Source organism: Prolixibacteraceae bacterium (assembly GCA_019720755.1).
GTDB lineage: Bacteria > Bacteroidota > Bacteroidia > Bacteroidales > Prolixibacteraceae > Halosquirtibacter > Halosquirtibacter laminarini.
The window spans coordinates 2,468,866-2,493,335 of record CP081303.1; the positions used below are offsets into that span (position 1 = coordinate 2,468,866).

General features: G+C 37.7%; 18 protein-coding genes. 9 read left to right on the forward strand and 9 right to left on the reverse strand.

All coding sequences use genetic code 11. The features are described from left to right. Positions 1–199: 199 nt before the first annotated feature. Positions 200–946, forward strand: coding sequence for a 1-acyl-sn-glycerol-3-phosphate acyltransferase (locus K4L44_09645; protein QZE12850.1), 747 nt, complete (start codon positions 200–202; stop codon positions 944–946). A gap of 877 nt (positions 947–1,823) precedes the next feature. Here the strand turns inward: K4L44_09645 and K4L44_09650 are convergent. The 3 genes from K4L44_09650 to K4L44_09660 all read right to left on the reverse strand — a co-directional run bounded on the left by K4L44_09650 (position 1,824) and on the right by K4L44_09660 (position 4,172). Further along, a complete protein-coding gene (locus tag K4L44_09650) occupies positions 1,824–2,759 on the reverse strand; it encodes a patatin-like phospholipase family protein (GenBank protein ID QZE12851.1) in 936 nt (311 codons plus the stop codon). A 94-nt stretch (positions 2,760–2,853) separates the two neighbouring features. Next, positions 2,854–3,855 (reverse strand): class I mannose-6-phosphate isomerase, encoded by a 1,002-nt coding sequence (locus K4L44_09655; protein QZE12852.1) that lies wholly within the window; start codon positions 3,853–3,855, stop codon positions 2,854–2,856. Positions 3,856–3,869: 14 nt separating this feature from the next. After that, positions 3,870–4,172 carry a Dabb family protein gene (locus K4L44_09660; protein ID QZE12853.1) on the reverse strand — a complete coding sequence of 101 codons (303 nt, stop codon included), beginning with the start codon at positions 4,170–4,172 and terminating at the stop codon, positions 3,870–3,872. Between the two features lie 204 nt (positions 4,173–4,376). Here K4L44_09660 and K4L44_09665 point away from each other — a divergent pair, with 204 nt between their 5' ends. The 6 genes from K4L44_09665 to K4L44_09690 all read left to right on the forward strand — a co-directional run bounded on the left by K4L44_09665 (position 4,377) and on the right by K4L44_09690 (position 14,469). After that, complete coding sequence (locus K4L44_09665; protein ID QZE12854.1) at positions 4,377–5,414, forward strand: hypothetical protein; 1,038 nt, start codon at positions 4,377–4,379, stop codon at positions 5,412–5,414. Between the two features lie 51 nt (positions 5,415–5,465). Then, the gene (locus K4L44_09670) at positions 5,466–5,774 is read left to right on the forward strand and encodes a hypothetical protein (GenBank protein ID QZE12855.1); all 309 of its coding nucleotides are present in this window, start codon (positions 5,466–5,468) and stop codon (positions 5,772–5,774) included. Positions 5,775–5,877: 103 nt separating this feature from the next. Further along, positions 5,878–7,095, forward strand: coding sequence for an exonuclease SbcCD subunit D C-terminal domain-containing protein (locus K4L44_09675; GenBank protein ID QZE12856.1), 1,218 nt, complete (start codon positions 5,878–5,880; stop codon positions 7,093–7,095). Between the two features lie 3 nt (positions 7,096–7,098). Continuing rightward, positions 7,099–10,644 carry an AAA family ATPase gene (locus K4L44_09680; GenBank protein ID QZE12857.1) on the forward strand — a complete coding sequence of 1,182 codons (3,546 nt, stop codon included), beginning with the start codon at positions 7,099–7,101 and terminating at the stop codon, positions 10,642–10,644. 436 nt (positions 10,645–11,080) lie between these two features. Beyond that, a complete protein-coding gene (locus tag K4L44_09685) occupies positions 11,081–12,652 on the forward strand; it encodes a DUF4955 domain-containing protein (protein QZE12858.1) in 1,572 nt (523 codons plus the stop codon). A gap of 539 nt (positions 12,653–13,191) precedes the next feature. Continuing rightward, positions 13,192–14,469, forward strand: coding sequence for an IS4 family transposase (locus K4L44_09690; protein ID QZE12859.1), 1,278 nt, complete (start codon positions 13,192–13,194; stop codon positions 14,467–14,469). Positions 14,470–15,214: 745 nt separating this feature from the next. Here K4L44_09690 and K4L44_09695 read toward each other — a convergent pair. The 4 genes from K4L44_09695 to K4L44_09710 form a co-directional block, all read right to left on the reverse strand. Continuing rightward, complete coding sequence (locus K4L44_09695) at positions 15,215–15,550, reverse strand: DUF2023 family protein (GenBank protein ID QZE12860.1); 336 nt, start codon at positions 15,548–15,550, stop codon at positions 15,215–15,217. Between the two features lie 70 nt (positions 15,551–15,620). Further along, complete coding sequence (gene fldA, locus K4L44_09700; GenBank protein ID QZE12861.1) at positions 15,621–16,121, reverse strand: flavodoxin FldA; 501 nt, start codon at positions 16,119–16,121, stop codon at positions 15,621–15,623. A 260-nt stretch (positions 16,122–16,381) separates the two neighbouring features. Beyond that, on the reverse strand, positions 16,382–17,017 hold the full coding sequence (locus tag K4L44_09705; protein QZE12862.1) for a hypothetical protein: 636 nt from the start codon (positions 17,015–17,017) through the stop codon (positions 16,382–16,384). 26 nt (positions 17,018–17,043) lie between these two features. Continuing rightward, positions 17,044–17,706, reverse strand: a complete 663-nt coding sequence (locus K4L44_09710; protein QZE12863.1) for a DUF4136 domain-containing protein — start codon at positions 17,704–17,706, stop codon at positions 17,044–17,046. A 172-nt stretch (positions 17,707–17,878) separates the two neighbouring features. Between K4L44_09710 and K4L44_09715 the strand changes: the two genes are divergently transcribed. Then, positions 17,879–18,658, forward strand: a complete 780-nt coding sequence (locus K4L44_09715) for an MBL fold metallo-hydrolase (GenBank protein QZE12864.1) — start codon at positions 17,879–17,881, stop codon at positions 18,656–18,658. A gap of 58 nt (positions 18,659–18,716) precedes the next feature. Here K4L44_09715 and hisS read toward each other — a convergent pair whose 3' ends face one another. After that, entirely contained in the window at positions 18,717–20,084 is a 1,368-nt protein-coding gene (gene hisS, locus K4L44_09720) for a histidine--tRNA ligase (protein ID QZE12865.1), read from the reverse strand. A gap of 380 nt (positions 20,085–20,464) precedes the next feature. Between hisS and K4L44_09725 the strand changes: the two genes are divergently transcribed. Further along, complete coding sequence (locus tag K4L44_09725) at positions 20,465–21,721, forward strand: hypothetical protein (protein QZE12866.1); 1,257 nt, start codon at positions 20,465–20,467, stop codon at positions 21,719–21,721. A 761-nt stretch (positions 21,722–22,482) separates the two neighbouring features. On the opposite strand, the gene K4L44_09730 is transcribed toward K4L44_09725, so the two are convergent. After that, positions 22,483–24,441, reverse strand: a complete 1,959-nt coding sequence (locus K4L44_09730) for a polysaccharide biosynthesis protein (protein QZE12867.1) — start codon at positions 24,439–24,441, stop codon at positions 22,483–22,485. Positions 24,442–24,470: the final 29 nt, after the last annotated feature.

Below are 24,470 nucleotides of genomic sequence, written 5' to 3' on the forward strand. Positions count from 1 at the left end.
ACATCATAAAAAAACTTGTAGCACAAATGTAGAAAGAAATATAAGTATATCTTTGTAAAAAAAACAGAATCTAAGTTATAAGTTAAGATTCTTATAATATTGGGGGAAAATAAAGACGCTATTTTGCGTATCAATACTATCCCCACCCCAATAAATGGAAGAGTTTTTAACTATTAATAAAATTTAATTACTTTTTTACATGATGAATATCTTTGTTTACATCCTGTCGACACTACGACTTATATTGTTGGTCATCGTATCTTTTATAGTTGTGTTTTCAGGTCTTCTTGTATGGTATATAAGTGGGAAAAACAGAAAAATTGGACAGAGTGTTAGTTATATTTGGGCTAATGCATCGCTATGGCTATTAAACATTAAAATCAGGTACTATGGGGATAGACCAAAAAGTGCAGGAATTGTGATGGCAAACCATCAGGGGTATTTAGACATCTTTGTACTATTGGCACAAGGACGTTACTCTATTATTGCCAAGCAAGAGATTGGAAAATGGCCTATTGTGAAGAGTGCTGCAAAAATGATCAATATGATTTTGGTTAATCGAGGAAATGCATCCTCCATGATAAAGGTGATGCGTACACTAAAAGAAGAGCTTGAAGGAGGAAATAGTATTATTCTTTTCCCTGAAGGGAAAACCAATGCAGGAAATAAAACTGCTCCATTCAAGAGAGGTTCTTTTAAAGTAGCAACTGAGTTGGAGGCACCTGTGACACCGGTTTCTATCATCTATCATAACCCGAAAGATTCGTGGACAGGAAGTGCCACTTTTATTCCTCACTTTCTAAAGCAAATGGGTAAATGGAGAACAGAAATGACTATTGTTTTTGCTCCATCTATCCAGTCAGGTTCTCTTCCGGAGTTGATGAAAGAGACCAAAGAGGTTATTGACAAGATGTTAGAGGAACACAATCCTTCTAATTCCAAATAGATTTCGATAAGAGATTGTTTTAATCAACACCCTTTCCAGAAATCAAGTTACAGTTCAAAAGGTAATTAAGGGGGTAATAGACCTATTTATACCATCACTACTTTAGAACTTACACTCTTTTCTGGACCTTGTCAAACAGTCCTAAAATGAGGAGACACTCTTTTATTGCTCCTTGTTTGCCCCCTGTTTGACAGTTCCTTTGTCCATACATCACTCATGGCTGCCTCATGGTTTGTCCATCAAATCGATGGAGAATCGATGAACAAACCATGAACAAACCATGAACAAACCATGAACAAAGTACGAATGAATCCCTTATGAAAGCACTTTTAAAGTGACCTAAACGATTTATTCAGGTCCCCACACAAGGAGTCTCTATAAAGTTGAAATTCAGCGACACACTTCACATGATTCAACCACTTTCATATAGAGGATATCTTTGATTGACAAATCAATGATTTGTGTTACAATTTGCTAACGATAGTATGGATACAATAAAGACAAATTTGTACAAGTAACTTGTTTCGGTGGCATGTTTTTTTTGTTACAATTTACAGCATTCTAATTGCGAACACACAAATGTCTCATTCTTCTAGAGTTAGTTCTGTTGAATCCGCATGGTTTTTCCTCAATGAGTTATTTCATAAGTTTACCTTTGCAATCTAGTGAATCGAAAAGAGTTCCTATTAGGTTCTATCCAATTTCTAGTTTATGTTCCTCTTGGGGTTTATAGATTCATTTCAAGAGGCAAAGTGAGGATTTGTATACATAAAAAAAATTCTTCATCCCCTACCATTAGATCGTAAAGGGGATGAAGAATTTCTTTTTTCTATCGACACATCTAATAGAATCAACCTGTTGCTCTTATTAGAGAATACTATAAGTTTTTCTTTTCGATCGCATAAAAAGCTTCCCGTGCAGCATATCTGCCTATTTCGATAAGATCACGTGATTTATTAAACTCAAAAGTACCACAAAGATCACGTGGAATTTTAATCAATACATCTGGTGGATAATCCTTCAATATATATCCAGACAGTTGTTCCTGCATCATATCAAACATATGATTTAAAGTGGAAAAATAGGAGAGTGTTTCGGATTTCTTCTGTTTGTCATCGTCATTAGACTTTCCAAAGATATACGAATACTTATTGAAAAGAGTAAATACCTTATCAAAGACAGGGCCTTCAAGATGAAAAGGGGCTGTTTTCTCCTCTGTTTCTTGGATCATATTACGCATTATATTGTCTTTCTCTGTGGTGACAAATGCATTTAAGTCGACAGCCACATGAAGATGATGATCCTCTTTTATTATACGATTAACAGGAATTGGATTGCACACTCCTCCATCAAAAAGAGTAGAGTCTTCATGTAGTACAGGAGTCAAGAAGCCGGGTATTGCTACAGATGCTCTCATTGCTGTTAACAGATCACCTTTATCGAAAATAATCTCTCTTCGGTTGATCATATCGCTAGCAATTGCAACGAATGAAATTGGAAGAGACTCAATATCAATATCCTGAACCCAATCTTCTAAATGTCCAAACACTTTTTTCCCTTGGATTAATCCAGCTTGTCCAGAGAAGTCTAGATCCATTAACTGAAACACATCCATCCGATCTAGGTCACAAATCCACTCTGTATAGTCGTCTAATTTACCAGCAGCATACAAACCGCCAACCACAGCACCAATAGACGCACCAGCAATAGAGCTTATAGTATAACCACGCTCAAGGATCTCTTGAATTACCCCAATTTGGGTTATTCCCCTTGCGCCACCGCTAGAGAGAGTTAAAGCAACTTGTTTATCCATCTAAAACAATATTTAATAAAAACTAAAAAAAGAGATACTTATACAAAAAGTATCTCTTTTTAAAAATAGTAATTTTATTCTTATTGAAAGACTATTATTTCTCAGAATCTTTCAGGTATACTTCTAATAATTTGGTAGAGCCCTTAGGAGTAAGAGTAAAGTTCTCTAAAGAAGCAGGGACAAGAATAGACTCGCCTAAACCAATCTCAAGAGTTCCCTCTTCCCATGTAATAGTATATGCTCCTTCTAGACACATATAGATTACAAAAGAATCAAGCTTATTGAAGTTTTTCTCGATCTTTTGGTCGAAATTCATCACGTTGGTAGTGAAGTATTCACAAGAAACAACCTCAGTAGAAGCATTGTTCTCTGCGTTATACTCTGTTCTATAATTATCTTCTTTTGTAAAGTCGATCGCATCCACAGCAAGCTCTGTATGCAGTTCACGACCATTGCCTTGCGCATCTTTACGATTGAAGTCATAGATACGGTAAGTTACGTCAGAAGTTTGCTGAATCTCTGCAACCAAAAGACCTCGACCAATAGCATGCACACGCCCCGCAGGCATAAAGAACACATCTCCAGCCGTTACAGTCTCCGTGTTTAGCATATCCATCACAGTATTCTCTTCCACAGCAGACACATACTCCTCTTTGGTCACCTCTTTGGCAAAACCAGAGATAAGAGTACTGTCTTTATCTGCCTGAACAACATACCACATTTCAGTTTTACCGAAGGCATTGTGTCTCTCTTTAGATAATTCATCATCTGGATGCACTTGAATAGATAGGTCATCATTCGCATCGATAAATTTAATCAAAAGAGGAAATTCTGTACCGAACTTTTCGTAGACTTTATCTCCTACCAATTCGCCCATATAGATCTCAATCAACTCTTGAAGATTGTTTCCGGCAAGGAAACCATTTGCTACGGTAGATATATCTCCCTCGACACCAGAGATTTCCCAAGACTCTCCAGCATTAGGAAGTGGTGCAATCTTTTTACCTAAAATTGACTCTAATTTGTCTCCTCCCCAAATCTTATCTTTAAGAATAGGGGTAAATTTGATAGGATACAATCCTTTATTGCTGTCCATTTATCCAGTTTTAATTAAAATTCAAAATCTACACATGCACGTCCAACAGCATATTTCTTCACGACCTTCACAACCTCAAGATGAAGAGGATGAACTTGATAAATATCTACATCCGCCAACGTGTTAAAATGTGTTATTAAAGCCAAATCAAAAGAGTCACTATTCAAAGTATGATGAAGTTGGACTTCAATGTGTTTCAACTGTTCTATTTTGCCATCTAAGCCCATCAAAGACTCTTTGATCTCGAGTAATGCATCTTGCTTATCCTTAGGAGTATCAAAGTCTTGGACTTTGAATAATACAGTATGATTGATCATGATCTATTCGTTTATAACATTAGACAATACATCCAAACAAAAGTAGTAAGAAATCTTTGTTTCGACTTTTTATTCAGCGAATATAATACGTAAAAAAAGCTAACAAAAGAAATATCTAATGATATTGTGATATCAGACAGGTTAAAATAGAGAATAAATTTAATTTATAATGACTATATTTACAGATTATATATGGAATAGAATATGAGTAGTATACTTAAGTCAATATTGTTTATTGCCATTGGCCTTATTGTTACATCGTGTCAAACAGTATGTAAGATTCCGATACAGTTGATGGAGGATTCGAAGGGCATGATTCCGATCGAAGATAATGTTATTTTAGTAATCAATAGAGGAAATAACTATCTTTCAAGGGATCTAGACTCTCTTGCGCTCCAAGGCTTTTTTATTCAGAATCACTTAGAAACCGACACCGTTATCAATTGTCCTATGCTTACGGATATTGCGACACAGAGCATGGCTGACCAGTTATATAAGCAGAACAAAGATGTCCTTTTAGATTTGAATAGTTTTCGATATGATACATTAACCAATGATCCCTCGAAGATCATCAAACCGGAACTCTCTAAGACAGACATGTTATTTCTACAGGCAAAATATCATGCCTCAAAAGCATTGGTTTTAGAGGGGATCATCACCCAACTTAAAGGAGATATCTATAACGATCAATATCAAGGGGGATATCGCAACTACGAAGTACAGGGTAAATATGTAGCTGTTTGGAAATACTATGATCTAGAGAAAAAGGAGATGTTGATCAGTGTAAACAAAGAGTCGAGTCTCTATTGGGAATCTCAAGGGAGTGGTTTAAGTAAGGTTCTAGAGAAAGTTCCTCCATACTATGAGATGGTAAAGAATATCGCATATGTGAGTAGTGAGGATGTGGTAAAGAAATTTATACCTCAATGGAACAATAGTACACGAAACCTCTTTGCTATAAATAAAATATACGAAGAGAGTCATATCTTTCCTAAAGCAAAGAAATTTCAATGGGAAGAGGTAAAAGAGTACTACCTAAAGTGTTTAGATAACCCTAAATTCATCAAGAAAAAAGCGGTTATTCTATACAATCTCGCAGTTTGTAATGAGATGTTAGGAGAAGTAAAAGAGGCCATGAAGCAGATCAATAAAGCACTCGCTATTAAATACTCCTATCCTGCAGATCAATATCGCAAGATGTTAGAGAAGATCATAACACAAAAAGAGGGACTAAAAAACTAAGTATATTTCATGGTTTCTATCTATTTTTACTAATTTGCAAATAAAAATATCATGGCAAAGAAGATTGATGTACAAGAAGAGATGGTGAACGAAATCATTGAGCACGTAGCACAAGTAATGGAGAATACGGTAGGATACCAAGAGGTTGCTCCACTAATTGATGCTATTATCAAGATCACAGAAGAGAAGCGAGATGAGCAGTTAATTTTTAACACCATCGCCACTCACTTGTCATTAAAGAAAGACGATATTCGTGTAGAACAAGTCTACACCATAATTTCATTAAATCCATTAACGCAGACATACCATCCATTCCAAAATGACAAATTGGAAGCTTTAAAGAGAGAGATGGAGTCGTAATGGGATAACACTATTTTTTAGTTTCGATTAAAAGTAAGATTGCTGTCACAGGGCTCGTAAAGAATCAATGTGGTAGTAATCTTTTTTTTTATAACCTTTCTATATGAAGATACTTCACACATCCGATTGGCATATTGGTCATAAGCTACACCAACAAGAACGTACGGAAGAACACCTCCACTTTTTTCAATGGTTGATGCAAGTGATCGAATCAGAACGGGTAGACCTTCTTGTTATTTCAGGGGACATATTTGATGTAGGCTATCCATCCAATGCCATGTTGCAACAATACTACGACTTTATCCTACAACTTAAAGAGAGCCACTGTAAGCGCATCATTATCACAGGTGGTAATCACGATCAGATAAGCACATTAAATGCTCCTAAAGAGCTCCTTCGACAGTTTAAGATAGATGTTGTTGGAGGGATGCCTAACTCTTTAGATCAAGAAATTTTTTATATAGATAATGGAGAGAAAGAGATTGCAATCATTGCGACACCATTTCTTCGAGATCGAGATATCAGACAGTCGCTTCCAGGAGAGTCATTCGAAGATAAAATGAAAGCGACAGAAGCAGGAATAGTCGCACACTATCGCCAAGCTGTAGATCATGTTCTTCAAGAAAAAGAGAGCAGTCCATTCATCTTAGCCATGGGACACCTGTTGGTTACTGGAGCCTCGACATCGGAAAGTGAAAGAGAGATTCATATCGGCACACTACAAGGCATAGATGCCAACCTTTTTCCTGAAGAGATCGACTATTTTGCCTTAGGACATATCCACCGACCACAGAAGATTAAGAGTCACAGTGAAGTTCGTTATAGTGGATCTCCTATCCCTCTCTCATTTTCAGAACATAGAGACACCAAGCAGGTAGTTCTGATAGATATCGACAAAGACAATAAGATGTCGGTAACCACCAAGGACGTCCCGAAACTACGTAAATGGGGAAGAGTGAAAGGAACCCTAGAGGAGGTGAAAGAGACACTCTCCCAACATACCAAAGAGACTTCGCGTAAAGATTGGTTTGAAGTACAAATAGTGGAACCGCAATACCACCCCGATATAATTGTAGCTTATGAGCAGTGGCTAGAAACAGAAAGAGAAAACGAACAATATAAGGTTATCAAAGAGAGTCTTCGTTTTGAGTCGAACCATTCGAAACGTAAAGAGGCACAACAGTATGCACGTGATCTAAGTGAGATGAGTGTAGAAGAGGTATTCGATTCTCTCCTGATGGATCATCATATCGAAGAGAGAGAGCCTTTGATGCAGACTTTAAAAGAATTAATATCTAATAACCCTACCCTACTCGATTAGATCATGCGTATTATCAATATAACCATCGAGAATATTCACTCGTTAAAAGGAAAACACTCCATAGACTTTGATCAAAAGCCACTATCAGACACTGGCATTTTTGCAATCATAGGCCCCACAGGATCAGGTAAGAGCACCATCCTCGACGCCATCTGTTTGGCACTATACAACCAAACACCAAGAACAGGAAGATTATCCAAAAGTGCTATAGATCTTTTTGGATCTATCATGACCAAGAATGCCAAAAATGCACTAGCAGAGGTAACATATCAAGTGAAGGGAACCACCTATCGTTCGAAATGGATGATCTCTCATACTAGAACTGGTAACTTGAGAGATTATGAGATGGAGCTATCGGAGATTCAAGAGAATGGTTCGGTGATTATATCTGAAAAGAGAAGTACGGTACCTTCAGAAAACAGTCGTATCATTGGACTAAGCTTTGACCAGTTTAATCGATCGATGATGCTATCGCAGGGAGCTTTTACGAAGTTTATCGAAGCAGGTCCAAACGAACGAGGGGAGCTGTTAGAGAAGATAACAGGGACGGAAGTGTTTCGTAAAATTGGTATCGAGACTTTCGATAGACATAAAGCAGAGAGCCTAAATTTAGAGAAGAAGAGACAAGAACTAGAGAAACTAAATATTCTATCTCCTGAAGAGCTTAAGGTTTATACTGAAGAGAAAAAGAGCCATGAAGGGTTGCTAGAGAAAAAAAGAGAGGTGCTCAAAGGATATCAAGATCAACAAAACTTGCATCGACAAAAAGAGGATGCGCTGACTCTACAAAAGGGACTACAAGAGAAGACTCTCAAACTAAACGACCAAGTGGCAGCATTCGAAGAGAGTCGCCAAATGATTACAGCACATAATAGAGTGCAACCTCATATTATTGAAATCCACCAGCTTCATCAAGATAAAGACCATATAGATAAATTATCTAAAGAGAGTGCAAACCAGCAGAAAGAGGAGAATGAGAAAAAAGAGTTACTTCAAGGAGTATCCAAACATCTAGAGGAAGCAACGATTTGCTATAAGGAGACGGTAGAGAATGAGAAGAAGATGACTCCAATATGGACTAAAGTAACAGAGTTTGATCAAGATATTAAAGTAGCAAAGGAATCCTTGATTACACTGCATACACAACAAAAAAGTCAGGAAGAGGGATATAGAAAGAGAGAGCAAAAGGTAGAGACAATTCAAAAAGATATTCTCAAAGCCAAAGAGAAGAAAGAGGTGCTCTTACAAAAGCGCAAAGAGTCGAAACAGGTAGAGGAACTTCAACAAAAAATATTCTTGGTTGAATCCCTAGAGACACAACTGACAAACGACAACCAAGAGATTCAAAGTTATTACAAAAAAGAGGGCGAGAGTAAAACAGTGTTGGCACTGCAGTCCGAAAAAACGATTACAGGAAAACTGACAGTGCTTCACTCCTCACAACAGAAAGCACATGATTATGTGGAGACTTTAGAAAAGCAGCTTCAAGGACATACCTTTGAGACCATCAATCTGAAAAAAGAGCAGATTCAAAAAGAGATAGATGCACTATTAAAATATACGGACTACCGTAAACAAACAGAAACGTTGGTCAAAGCCATAGAGGAGGATAAAAAGCTTGTCAAGGCCTCTGAATTACATTGTACTCAGTTAGAAATAGAGACGGAGAAGATCAGACAGCAGTTAGAAATAGAGAAACTGCGCCTTGAAGAGCTAGAAAAAAGAAGAGAGAGAGAGGTCCTTGAGTCTAACTACGAAGTGGTGCGAGATAGTTTGACTCCGGAGAGCCCTTGCCCTCTTTGTGGATCACTGTCTCATCCGTATGTCCAAGAGATGCCGCAAAATAAGTTGGATGAAACCACTAGAAGCATCTCTGAAACGAAGCAGCGGATTGTTAAAGCTTCTGAAGATCAAACAAAATTGGTGCATACTTTGACCAAAGAGAGAACAAGTGCCACATTGAAGAATCAAAATATAACGGATAGCCAGAGACAGATTGCCTCAATAAAAGAGGAGATCCAACATATCCATTTGTCTCAACCATGGCAGTTGCTAGATAGCCAAGAGTCTAATACGAAAATCAAAAGTATGAAAGGCTCGCTTGAGAAGTTGAACCAACTACACGTTTCTCTAAACAACTTACACAAGATTCGTGATCGCAAAAAAACTATCGACGATTTGGTGACAAAGTTTAATCAAGTCAACAAAACACTGATACAACTGGAATCGATTTTACAAGTCTCTTTGGACAGCCAACTAGAGCGCGTAGGCATTGCGGTCAAGAAAGCAAAAGAGCGCGTTGCAGAGCACGAACAACTACATCGAGAGATTGAAACACTCCAAACGATGTTACAGAATCTTATCACCAGAGAGGAGACCGAAATTAAAGAGCTCAACTTAGCAAAGATTCAGACAGAGGAGGGGGGCAAGCGGTTTGCAATACATAAAGAGAAATACGATAAGATGGTCTTGGAAAGAGAATCGCTATTTCAAAAGCGAGATCCCCAGAAGGAGAGACTTGAATCGGAACAGAAAAAGGAGAGCTCGCGTGAGAAACTGTCTCTTTTAGAAAAACAAGAGGTGCAGGTAAAAGCTGACATCCAAAGAGTCTCCATTCGAGTTAAAGAGATTCTACAAGATAAGGTAGAGATAGAAAAGCAGTATCAAGAGAGAGAGAAGCAGCTTCTTCAAAGAGCCAAAACACTAGGTTACACTGCAATAGAAGAGATGAAAAGAGTGATATTAGAACCATCCCAATATGATACCCTAGTACAACGTGAATCACTTCTAGTCAAAGAGCAAGTGACCTTGACGGAGTCCACACGTAGCTGCAAAGAACAATTGGTTCGAATAGAGAAACAGATAGATTCTTCTAAGAGTCTTCAAGAGCTGCTGATGTTGGATAAGACATTGCAACAGGAGATCAATGAAAAGACGAAGGAACTGGGAATCATCGAAAATAAATTAACGGAGAACAACAGAGCAAGTATCCACTCAAAAGTACTCCTAGAGGATATTGGAAATCAAGAGAGAGAAACCAACAAATGGCGTAACTTAGTAGAGCTTATCGGAGATGCCAATGGAAATAAGTTTGCGAAGTATGCACAAGAGTTAACCCTTCGCAAACTACTATTTCATGCCAATCGTCATATGAAAAACCTCTCGGATAGATACTGGATCGAATACCAAAGGAATGATAAGGTGGACGATCTATTTATCGTGGACACCTACCATGGCGATGTAACAAGAGCAGTAAAAACGCTATCTGGAGGAGAGAAATTTATTGTGAGCCTCTCTTTGGCTATTGGGCTATCCGAATTGGCTGGCAAAAAGACACAAGTGGAATCGCTATTTATCGATGAAGGATTTGGGACACTAGACCAAGAGGCTTTGGATATTGCCATCACTGCATTAGAAAGGCTTCAGATGGAGCAGAATCGAACCATTGGCGTCATTAGTCATGTGAAAGAGATTAAAGAGAGAATTACCACACAGATATCGCTACAAAAGAAGAGCAATGGTTATAGTACACTGAAGATTAATTCATAGGTGCAAATATAAAACCGAGTATTGGCTCTATGTATCTACTTTAAGAGTAATATCTTTCATTGTAACGTAGCACCATAACGACGGGGGCATTATGCCTCTTGTTGAAGCGCATCTCCCCTATTATAAAACCTTATATCTTTGCCATGATATCACCCTGAGAGGGGATATATTATGGTAAAGATTCCCCATAAATCGTCTATTTCGTGTCAGTAGTTCAAATCAATGTGAAGGCACTATTCTCTCTCAAATCTCTGTATTAAGATACAAAACAAGCACCATAATGCTTAAAACAGGGACTAATTGTACAATTTTGTGCATTTATCTTATGGGGAAAGAGAGTTAGAACATCTTTTAACAAAACGAAAATTTTAGTTCTCTATATTTGTAATACAGCAAAGAGATTTAGAACACAATATAGACAATAAAAAAACACAGAATGATTAAGAAAAGTATACTTATATATTGCGGATTGTTTCTTGGACTTTCCACAATGACGATAGCTCAAGAGAGTCCAACGTGGCAAAAATACGTAAAACAAAAGTCCTTAAAGCAAGAGACTGAGCTACCGGATTTTAGCTACGCTGGATACCATAGAGGAGAAAAGGCTATACAGGATGCAGACTACAAGGTGTTTGATGTGACCAAATATGGAGCCAAACCTGATGATAAGCGTTCTGATCGAAAAGCGGTACAGAAGGCAATACGTGCGGCAGAGAAGAATGGTTCTGGTATCATCTTCTTTCCTCCAGGAGAATATAGGCTACAAGAGAAAAAAGACCCTACAACTCCGATAAAAATTAGAGGAAACAAGATCGTATTAAGAGGTAGTGGATCTCATGAAGGGGGAACAAAAATATACTTTGCAAAAGACCTTCCACCATTAGATCCAAATAAACTATGGACATGTCCTTATTTTATTGAGTTCTCGGCAAGAGGAAAAGATACCTATATTTCAAATATTGCAAACGATCTTAAAAGAGGAGACAAAACAGTCGAGCTTGCAAGAACAGAAGGCCTAAAGAAAGACCAATGGGTGTTTATCAATCTTAGCAATAAAGACCCTGAGCTTATTAAGCATGAGATGTGTGGTTGTAAAGTAGATAAAAAGTGGAAATCGATCACAGAGAAGAAAGGTATCTATATTAAAGAGTACCACCAGATCAAAGAGATCAACGGAAACAAAGTCACTTTCTATGAGCCAGTAATGCATCGAGTAGAAGCCAAACATAACTGGAAACTGTATACTTTTGCTTGTAGTTCTGAAGTGGGTGTTGAAGATATTGCTTTCGTAGGTAATTGGCACGAAAATTTCGTTCACCATAAAAATGCTTTCCACGATGGTGGATATTCAGGGGTGAAACTTGGTAGAACTGTGAATAGCTATATGAGAAGATGTTCTTTTAAAGACTTTAACCGTATTGCTCATGTTTCAGGGTCGGCAAACATCTCTGTAGTAAACTGTGTAATTACTGGAACACCTGGACATAGCTCGATAGGCTCCAGCGCCTCTTCACGTGTTTTCTTAGGTAAGATTGATGACCAATCTTCTCAATGGCATGCACCAGGTGTTGCAGGACCAGCAATAGGTACTGTAATCTGGAGAGTTCGTTATACAGACAAGACAAGCTTCGAGTCGCATGCATCGCAACCAAGAGCAACGCTATTTGATTGCGTAGAAGGAGGATTCTTCTTAGGACGTGCAGGTGGCGCAAGACAAAACCTTCCAAACCATATGGAAGATCTTATCTTGTGGAACTTCAAAGAGACAGATACCGCAGACAAAGACTTTGAGTTTTGGTCTTCAAAGACATGGTTCTGGAAACTCCTTCCTCCAACAATCGTTGGATTCCATGGTGCAGGGACTACTTTTAAAAGTTCTCAAGTGAAGATCGATGAATCTCATGGTACTCCTGTAAAACCAGAATCTCTATATGAATCGCAACTGAAACTTCGTTTGGGTGAGCTTCCTGAGTGGTTGGTAGAACTAAAGAAGATTGAATTTCAATAAACTATAGATCTATTCTATAGCCGACAGATATGATGGTTGATTAAATGGGATACATTTAAATCAACCATCTTTTTTTTGATCAAATTGACGCATCATGGTAAAATTGATTCACCACGAAGACGCTGAGACACCAAGATTATTGCCACTGATTGAACAGATTGGAAAGGATGAACACAGATTTTTGTTGGTTGAAGAAACGAATGAAATAATACCACGAAGCCCTTCGATATTTAGGTTACTGAGCTTGTCGAAGTACAGGGCCGTATCGAATACAGTCACCTGACTGAAACAACAGTTCCTAGGTGTTGAAGCAACATTTTGATGATAAAACAAGGATGTAACAACAAATCAATGTAGGAACAGATTGATGCGTCAACTCCTGGGAGATAGGAAGCTCCTGCTCAATGTCATTAAGTTAAGTAATATGTTGATTATCAATGACTTGGTTTGTCATTATGATAAATATTTCGTATATTACACTCATAATCAACAACATAGACATGGTAAAAAAAACACCTGAGTTCATATTGAAAAAGATAATGCAATATATATATTCGAATGAATTACAGAATCAATATAGAATGAACGACAAAGATTTTACAAGAAATAGAAAATTAAAATTCCCGAAAATACTTCTCTTTTTAATGAATAGAATTACCAAGACACTATCTATTGAAATTGATAATATCATTGGTGTATTTAACAAAGACAAAAAACTTAAAACAGATGATCATTTTACCAAGAGTGCATTTGTTCAAAGCAGAAAAAAGATTGATTACAAGGTGTTTGATGTTTTATCAAAGAAACTTACTGATGAATTTTATACTGATAATACTTATAAGAAATGGCATAAGTTTAGAGTCCTTGCAGTAGATGGATCGCTTCTAACTCTACCCAATACCAAAGAGTTAATGGAAGTCTTTGGATCTAATCAACCACATACAAAAGAACCTATTATTCAGGGAAGAGTTTCTTTATTATATGATGTATTAAATGGATTTGTTATTGATTCAACACTTCAGCCACTTTCTAGAACAGAACGAGATTTAGCGATTGATCATATAAAGCATGCAACTCCTGGTGATCTTATTTTATATGACAGAGGCTATCCTTCTTTTGATATGATGTATCAACATAAGAAAAGGGATATTGACTTTCTTTTTCGAGTTCAAACGAACTTTAATAAAGAAACAAAAGAGTTTTTGAATAGTACGGATAAAACAAAGTTGATTGAATTATCTCCAAGTATAACATGTTTAAAAGAAAAAGGTTACACTGGTGATGAAACTATCATTGTACGCATGAATAAAGTTGTGTTGCCAAATGGCACTGTTGAAATTCTTATAAGTTCTCTTCTTGATAAAGATGAGTATAGAAATAACATATTTAAAGACCTGTATTTCAAGAGATGGAATGTGGAGATTTTTTATAATGAATTGAAGAATAAACTGAAGGTTGGAAACTTTTCAGGGAACTCAGAACAAGTGATATTACAAGATTTTTATTCCACCATTTTTGTTAGCAATATCCAAACCTTATTAATCGAAGAGATTAATGATGAATTAAAAGAACAGAAAGGGACTAAAAAATACAATTACAAAGTAAACAATAATGTATCCTATGGAATCTTGAAGAATAGAATCATTGAGATATTCTTTACAGAACAAGAAATGTCCAAAACGATATTTCAGATTAAAGAACTATTAAAAAAACACACAATTCCTATACGACCGAATAGAAAAAATGAGCGAGACACTAGAAAATTTGATAACAGAAAACGTCCAAAAACACTTACGAATCAAAGAGATGCAATATAATTAAAGCTTAACTTAATGACATTGAGCTCCTGCTTCCGTTAGTTACATCAGTATATTGAATAAGATATATATTGCACGAGGTCACGTGCAATCACGAAGCAGGAGCTTCGAGGTTCCCAGGTGCTGTGGCAACATTTCGACGAAACAACAATGATGTAACAACATATTGATGCTTCAACTCCTGGGAGATAGGAAGCTCCTGCTTCCGTTAGTTACATCAGTATATTGAATAAGATATATATTGCACGAGGTCACGTGCAATCACGAAGCGGGAGCTTTGAGATTCCTAGGTGTTGTGGCAACAATCGTGAACGTCAACCAATACGAACACTAGGGTAAAACATTGGACAGACATATCATGGCAAACACTTGGAACTGTCCAAAATATACGACAAAGACACCAAGATTATTGCCACAGATTGGAAGGGATTAACACATATTTTTTTTAATACGAATTGCATCTACTGTAGAGACAACGGCACGACCTTGTATCATATCACACAATAATGTGCCCAATATTGCGATGTCAGAACCATACAACATATTGACACACCATGGTAAACACATGTGTTTGCCCTCATTGGGCACGATAGAATGAATTGTAATGGAATAAGAAGAGTACCATATAACGAGGATGTTACACCCTGTTAATCTACAAAAAGAACGACCACCTCCGAGAAAGGTAAAATAAATATAGATGGAAATCGAACTATTATTAAAGAAGAAGAAAGGCTATAACCTCACTTTAGGAAGCAATGGCATTAAGCATACTTGATCGAGATAGATACCTCTCACACTGAACCTTACGATCGTAGCCCAACATAATCCCTAACATAAAATCCTCTTCAGCACTCAACTCATTCAAGGGTCTTATACAGATCTTTTTCACAATCTCCACACACTCTTTGGCTCCAAAAAAGATATTGCATTTGGTCGCTGTCACGTGTTGTATATAAAAATCAATCTCCCCTTTCTGTAAACGTGCCACTGCCTGTGAAACCATCGAAGTAGACATCGTGTGTAAAACTAAATTTCTAAGCCCCTTCTTATACTCATATACATGATGAACAAATACCTTCATAACGAAATATTTAATAATGAATAGAAGAAGCCATAAAAGAAGATTCTTCAATGGCTTCAACCTGCAAATTCTACTTCAATAACGACAAAAAACTTTCTACCCAAGCAGAGATACGACCCTCTGTTTGATCCTCTTCATTATCTTGATCTAATGGCAATCCAACAAATTTACCATCGACCACTGCTTCCGATTCATCATAAGAGTAACCATCCGCTGCAACACTACCAACAACAGTCGCACCACTATCTTTGATAGCATCATATATCTTTCCCATACCGTCTACAAAAGTATCGGCATAACTATCAGAATCTCCAAGTCCATAAAATGCAACCACTTTTCCTTCGAAAGAGGCCGATGCAATATCATCTAGTTTTTCTTCCCAATCATCCTGAAGATCCCCAGCGCCCCATGTAGAAGTTCCAAGAATTAGATTATCGTAAGAGTCCACATCAGAAGGATCAAAATCACCAACACTTAATACAGTTGCTCCTTCAATTTTTTCAGCAATCAGATCCGCAACACTCTCTGTGTTGCCAGTAGTAGATCCATAAATAATTGCAGTTTTTCCCATGATACTATAGTTTATAGAATTACATAATATAGATCAAAGCACAAGGCTTATCAACTAATTTCAATCCAAAACTAAGGTCTTTAAACGAGGTAATCAATCACTATTTATAGGGATATTATTTGTACTCGATCAAAACAACAACAATACAACCCTGTAGATCAAAACAATAACAATCCCTATTTTAAACACAAAAAAGGAGTTATCCTTCATAAAAAGGGATAACTCCTAAACATATTTATATAAAAAACCAGAAAATAATCTTAGAAATTGTAGTATAAACCGATATGAAGTCTATAATAAGTTCCTGAGTCATAATCTCCAGACTCAAAAGCCATATCAGCAGTTCCTCTAACTTGAGCACCCATATAATCATTTACCTTATACATCAGCCCGATCTCAGGAGCAATTGCAAACTGCCAATACTTATTATCTTCAGAGATACCACCAACACGAGTCTCCATATTATTATAGATCGTACCAATACCAATTCCCACGAAAGGCTTTAGTTTCCCATCCATATTCATATAATAGTGCCCATTAACAAAGATCGGCACACTATAGAGATAGTGATATGTGTGACCATGCAGCGTAGCATCATTCATATAAGTATCCTTGACCCCTTTATCTTCATAGAAACTTTGGAAACCAGTAGTGAAACCAACAGAAAAATTGTCCGACAGCAGATGTCTAAAGTCCATAGAGAAGCCTCTATAACTTGTAGGGTCTACAAAATCGGAGATATTCTTAGAAGGGAATGCAATAGTATAATCAATAAAAAACAGATTCCCAGTATCTTCATTCAAACTATAGGCTTGTGTGTCCGCATAGGTTTGTGCCTGAACCACCCCAATAAAAGAGAAGAGGGACACAACTAGTATAAGAGTTAACTTTTTCATACTTTCATTTTTTTTTATTATATCCCTTAATTGATATCCCCTTTAAGGTAAGGAGACTGATAAAAAGCTTGATCCACATTCTTTTGGATTCGCTGATTTACTTGACTTCCTTCCAGTAGTCCATTAATTGCACCGACCCAAATAACAGGGATCTGTTTCTTGTTTTGGTCAGTTTTTGAAGGATCGGTCATCTCAATAAATACTGTACCTGTGTCATATGTAGTGTAATAGACAGGATATCCAAACCATGGATAATAACCTGGGCCCCATCCCCAATCAGGATAGAAAGGATACCAATCCCAGTAATCCCACCAATCATCATACCAATACTGTTGAACCCAAGTAGCAGTGATTGCTGAGACAGTAACAAACACATCTGGTTCTACAGTACCCAAATCTTCATAAGGCACTTCAGTCCATCCGAGAGCATCTAGGTTACTCTTAACACTTTCCAAGAGAGTCTGATCATAGTTATGATTGACCACTCCGTAATCATCTTTTGAGAGAATAAAAACCACCGAATCTGGCATATGATATGTTTTCACTTTCGAGAAATCCTCTTTGTTGTCATAATTCGTATAGACAACATCATAATCACTGATGGTTTCCGGTCCTCGATCATCACAACTTGCAAAAAGAAGTAGCCCGAAGAGAACTATGAAAGAATAGATACAAATACGTCGTTTCATCATTAATAATTTTTAACCTGTTACAAGACATAGTATGCTTTAAGAGAAACGATAGAATAGACTCTCATGTTTTTCTCATTCATCAAAGTTATTTTCGTTTACTCATTGAACACCTTATCAAACAATATGATTTGCTGCATTGTTCATATGGAAACGATAAATTATTATAACGATGAAACAATCAGCGATAAAAAAACACCCTATAGAGGTTACCTTATACCGCAATGCCACTATGAGAATCAAACATTTTGGTATTCATATCTTAACAGACCCTATGCTTTCAGATAAAGCAACTTTTATGTCTTTTGTGACCCCAGAACAAAACCTGAACCCTACTGTAGATCTTCCGATGCCATTAGATAGGATTATTGAAGGGATAGATATGGTATTGATATCACATCTCCATCCAGATCATTTTGATGCAAAGGCGATGGAGGTATTGCCCAAAACACTCCCAATCGTTTGTAGCAAGGACGATAGTAATGCCATCAAAGAGATGGGATTTATTGAAGTGATAGGCATAGAAGATTCGACCACATGGAGAGGGATTAGATTTACCAAGACAGGAGGAAAACATGGAGTCGACGAGCTAAAGGACCAACTAGGTGAGGTCGTAGGATTTGTTTTGGAAGCACCAGGATATGAAACACTCTATTGGGTAGGCGACTGTATCCTAGACAACCAAATTCGAAAGAATATACACAAATACAATCCTAAAATCATCATTACTCACTCTGGAGGGGCCATATATTTGGGAGAACATCAGATATTAATGAATGGAGACGATACGATAGAGATCGCCAAACAAGTTCCTGATGCCAAAATAATCGCAGTACATCTAGATGCCTTAGACCACTGTTTAGAGAGTCGAACTACGTTAAAGACTAAGGTGAAAGAGCAGGAGGTGAAAAATATATACATACCATTAGATGGACAAAAGCTCACTCTATAAAAAGAAAATAGGGGAATCCTTAAATGGACTCCCCTATTTTGTATATCTAGTTTACCTTCTATTTCGAAGACAACACTTCCACCAACTGTTCAGGAGTGATCTGCTTCTGCTCTCCACTCTCCATGTTTTTCAATGTAACCATTCCTGCTTCCATCTCGCTCTCACCAACCAAGACCACAAATGGGATGCCTTTCGCATTGGCATAAGTCATCTGCTTCTTCATCTTAGCACTAGTACCAAAAATCTCACTAGAAATACCCGCTTTACGAAGCTTCGAGAGAATTGGTAAACAATAGTTCTCTTCCGCCTTACCGAAGTTCACAAAGAAAACTTGAGTTGTAGTGATACTCTCTTTAGGGAAAAGATCCAATGACTCCATCACATCATAGATACGGTCAGCACCAAAAGAGATACCTACCCCTGATACATCTTTCAATCCGAAGATACCAGTAAGGTCATCATAACGACCACCACCTGTAATAGATCCCATAACAGCATCTTTGGCTTTCACTTCGAAAATTGCGCCAGTATAGTAGTTCAGTCCTCTTGCAAGAGTCAAGTCAAGCTCAACCTCTACATCTAAATCAAAATGAGTAAGATAACTAAAGATCTCACGAAGTTCCTCAACTCCTTTCATACCCACTTCCGAAGCAGCAATCACCATCTCTATTTGCGATAACTTCTCCTCATTAGAACCAGAAAGCATTAAAATAGGCTGCAGCTTCTCTACTGCCTCTTCTGCGATCCCCTTCTCTACAAGCTCCTTGTTAACATTCTCAAGACCAATCTTATCTAGCTTATCAATGGCAACAGTAATATCGATTATACGGTCCGCCGCACCAATAGTTTCTGCGATACCAGCAAGCACCTTTCGGTTGTTTAATTTGATAACAGTATTAATCCCAAGACGGTGATATACCTCATCCACAATCTGGATCAACTCCACCTCATTCATTAAAGAGTCACTACCAACCACATCCACATCGCATTGATAGAACTCGCGGTAACGTCCTCTTTGAGGTCTATCCGCACGCCAAACCGGTTGAATTTGAAATCTCTTAAAAGGGAAACTAATCTCATTACGATGTTGCACCACATAACGAGCAAAAGGAACAGTAAGGTCATAACGTAATCCCTTCTCACTAACCTTATTGGTCAACTTAGGGATATGGCGTTGCGAGAAATCCTCATCAGAGACCTTCTTAGTAAAGTCACCAGAGTTCAATACCTTAAACAACAACTTATCTCCCTCTTCGCCATATTTTCCCATCAAAGTGGAAAGATTCTCCATCGCAGGAGTCTCAATAGGTTGAAATCCGTAAAGTTTAAATACCGAACGAATGGTATCAAAAATATAATTTCTCTTGGACATCTGTTCTGGTCCAAAATCTCTTGTTCCTTTTGGAATGGATGGTTTTTGTGCCATTATATATTTATAGAGTTTATTTCATAACTAAAATGATCGCTTCCATGCCGATAATAAAACGCGATTTCATGCTACAAAATTAATCAATTATCCCGTATTATTGGAGAAGAAACAAACTCTTTCCTACGCGAAAGAGCACAAAAAGGTGACATTATACATAAAAAAAAGTGTTTCATAACCATATATTACAAAATAATGGAAAGAACCGATAAATATATTATGTTGGATTTGATATCTTTAGGAAGAAAGAAAATTGCAAAAGAGTTGAATTAATTCCTATTTTATGAACAAAACGATTTCGTAATATATAGGAAAGCATTTTCTTTGTGTCCGTTTGGAAAAAACATGCAAATCAATCAACGTCACAAAGTATTTAATTTATGAAAAGAACATTTCTATTGTTTGCCATCTTACTGCCTATGATTGGGTGGGGGCAAGAAAAACAAACCAAGCCTAAGGTGGCTATCCACGGTTTTATTAGGACAGATTTTATTGGAGATTCAAGACAGTCGGTAACAGCATTAGAGGGGATGTATTCTGTTTTACCAAAAAAACCAGAGCTTGATGCCAACGGGGAGGATATCAATGCGCAAGGATCAGCAAGAGAGTTAAGTCTATTTTCAAGACTTAGTTTTAAGATTACAGGACCAGATGTATTCAATGCAAAGACAAGTGGCCTATTTGAATTTGATGCCATTGGAAGTACAGGTCCTGCAGGAACCAATAACATTCTACGTTTCCGTCACGCATACGTAAAGTTAGACTGGACCAAGAGCTCTCTTCTTGTAGGACGTTCATGGCACCCACTTTTTGTAACCTCTACTTTTCCAGTGGTACTAAACCTGAATACTGGTATTCCTTACCAACCATTTAGTAGAGCACCACAGATTCGTTTCACACAAAACTTAACAGACCACCTTAAGCTACAAGCTACAGCGGTCTATCAAAGCCAATACTCAAGTGTAGGTCCTGATGGAAAGAGTCCAAAATACCAACAGAATGCAGCCATTCCAAACATGAACTTCTTGCTTAAGACAGAAAGCAAAAACTTCAAGGCTGGTCTTGCATATGACCTTTTGGTGCTTCAACCTAACCTATATACAGAATTTAATGGTAACAAATATAAGTCGACAGATCTTATCTACTCCAATAGATTTATGGCTTATGCCGATCTTACCTCAGGAAACTTCGAGATCAAAGCCAAAGCACTATATGGACAAAACATGAGCGACCAGACATTAGGAGGAGGATATGCAGTCTCTTCTGTAGACGAAAACACTGGTAAAATAACCTATACTCAAAGTTATAATGCCAATGGATTCGTAGAGATGTTCTACAACTTCACGCCAAAACTGAAGATGGCACTATTCGGAGGTTATATGAAAAACCTTGAATACGATGACAACATTCTTCAAGGAGAACACCAAGGTGTATATGCAAAATACCAAGATGTGGACTATAGTTATAGAATCTCTCCAGCAGTATACTATCGTGTCAAGAACCTACAGTTGGCTACAGAGTATGAATACACCGTAGCAGCTTATGGAACCTTCGACTATGCAAACAAAGGAAAAGTGCAAAACAGTTCTACTGTAGCAAACAACCGTGTCACACTATCGATGGCATATTTCTTCTAACAAGAAGATCATAATGATTATACTTAAAAAGGCGAAGATTTATGATCCTCGCCTTTTTTTATACCACGAACCATCATTGTGGTATTAATTTGTTAATGCATCAATAGCTACAAACCCATGCGTTTGCCATGAGGTGTCCATCCTTGTTGTTTGATCATCAGATTACGTCAATGATTGTTACTTCAACACCTAGGAGCCGCGAAGCTCCCGCTTCGATATGTTGATACATCATTGTTGATACAACGCAATATTGCTGCATCGAAATGTTGCTTCAACACCTGGGAGCCGCGAAGCTCCCGCTTCGTGATTGCACGAGACTTCGTGCAATATTCACAACGACATTATTTTCCAATATGATGCCCCATCAAACGGAAGCAGGAGCTTCCTAACTCCCAGGTGTTGTCGCTTCGATATGTTGATACAACGAATATTGATACATCATTGTTGATACGACGCAATATTGCTTAAACGAATGTTGCTTCAACACCTGGGAGCCGCGAAGCTCCCGCTTCGTGATTGCACGAGACCTCGTGCAATACTCGTAATATCAGCAATATCCATTAGGTTGAAGTAACCGACGGAAGCAGGAGCTTCCTACCTCCCAGGTGTTGTCACTTCGATATGATCACAATACTAGCCCCCACAGCATCTAATTTATCCACAAACAAAAAAAGATGACTCACGACTGAAGCCATCTTTTAATACTATTTATCTAATAAAAGCAAAATAAATCTACTCGACAAATAAAACGAAACTCTACGTTAAGCCTCAATCACCGATTCAGAATCATTCACTTTTTGTGTTGCAGTAACAATAGGATTACTATCCAAAGCACAATATTGAGAATGGTTCGATTTAAACTCAGGAACCAACAGTTTCATACGAGCTACCAAAGCCATATTAGACTCTAGCTCCAATTGACTAATCATCTCTTTCACTTCATGAGACACATAATCATAAGACACCTCACGAACATCCGCAATCATAATCTTATCATGGTATGTAGGAGTCGTATTCTCCTCATTAGCCAAAAGCTCTTCATAAAGTTTCTCCCCATCACGCAAACCAGTCACTTTGATCTGAATATCTACATCTGGTTCAAAACCACTCAAACGAATCATTTTACGAGCCATACTATAGATCTTCACAGGTTTACCCATATCGAAAAGGAATATCTCTCCACCTTTACCCATAAATCCAGCCTCTAAAACCAACTGACAAGCCTCAGGAATCGTCATAAAATAACGAGTAATATCTTTATGTGTTACCGTCACAGGCCCCCCTGCAGCAATCTGCTTCTTAAACAGAGGTACGACAGAACCATTAGACCCCAGCACATTACCAAAACGTGTAGTGATAAACGACGTTTGATGATCTCCCCTCTTAGCCAAAGCTTGAACATACATCTCACAAATACGTTTCGAAGCACCCATCACATTCGTTGGATTCACTGCTTTATCAGTGGATACCATCACAAACTTCTCCACCTTATGGGTTACCGCCAACTCTGAAAGCACACGACAACCACCGATATTTACACGGATCGCCTCATATGGATTCTCCTCCATGAGAGGGACATGCTTATAAGCTGCTGCATTAAATAACACTTGTGGTTTATTTTCGACGAATATAGCCTTCATTCGAAAAGCATTAGAAACGTCAGCCACAATACAAACCAAATCCAAATCGCTTTTCAGCTGCTTTAGCTCCTGCTGCACATCATACAATGCACTCTCTGCTTGATCAATCAGAACAAGACGTTTCACATCAAAACGAGTCAACTGACGCACAATTTCAGATCCAATAGAACCCGCAGCACCAGTAACCATCACTGTTTTACCAGAAATACCCTCCCCGATTTGATCCATATCCATCTTAATAGAGTTTCTAGATAGAAGGTCTTTAATCTCAATATTTTTAATCTGATTCGGTTTGAAAGTACCATCAATCCACGTCTCCGTCTCTGGAGCGATCTTCACTTGCAGGTTATAGTGCATCATCGCAGAAGAGATCTGTTGCTTCATCTCACGAGAAAGGTTTTTGGAGTTGATTGCCAAGACCACCTCAGTAACACCAAGTTTATTGAGTCTCTCTGCTTGCTCAATGCCACCCAAAACAGGGACATTCTGAACACTTTTATTTTTCAGCGTCAAGTTATCATCCAAGAAACCGATAATCCTATAGTGAGGTTTATATGATCGTTTTAAAACTTCCAAGGTCGTTTGCCCAAATTTACCTGCACCATAAATTACCACATTAGAAACATTTTTCTTAGGGCGCATATCTAAGGCATAAAAAAAGAACAATTTAATAGCCAAACGCCACATAAAAAGAACCAGAAAAGTCAATGTAGCATGCATAAACAGGTGGGTGTTTGTCCACATATAGTGAGACATAGCACCTTTACTAATGAAGTTCACCACTCCTAAAAAGAGACAAGCACAGATAGTAGAGATAAAAACCATCGTGATATCACGGAAAGTACTCTGTCGAACCACTCCACGATAAGGCTTTAGAAGATAGAACATTCCACCATAAGCAGCCATTACGACTGATATTAAGACCAACAAGGAAGAGATAGGCATATTTGTCTTCATTCGCCAAACAAGCAAGAAATGAACAAACAAGAAGGACAAAAGCACCAAAATAAGATCGATCCCAAATATAAGTAATCGGGATACAAAGCGATCTCGCATCAATAAATGCAATTTCTTTTTCATAATCAAGTAGAGGTTAAACAACTTAAAGT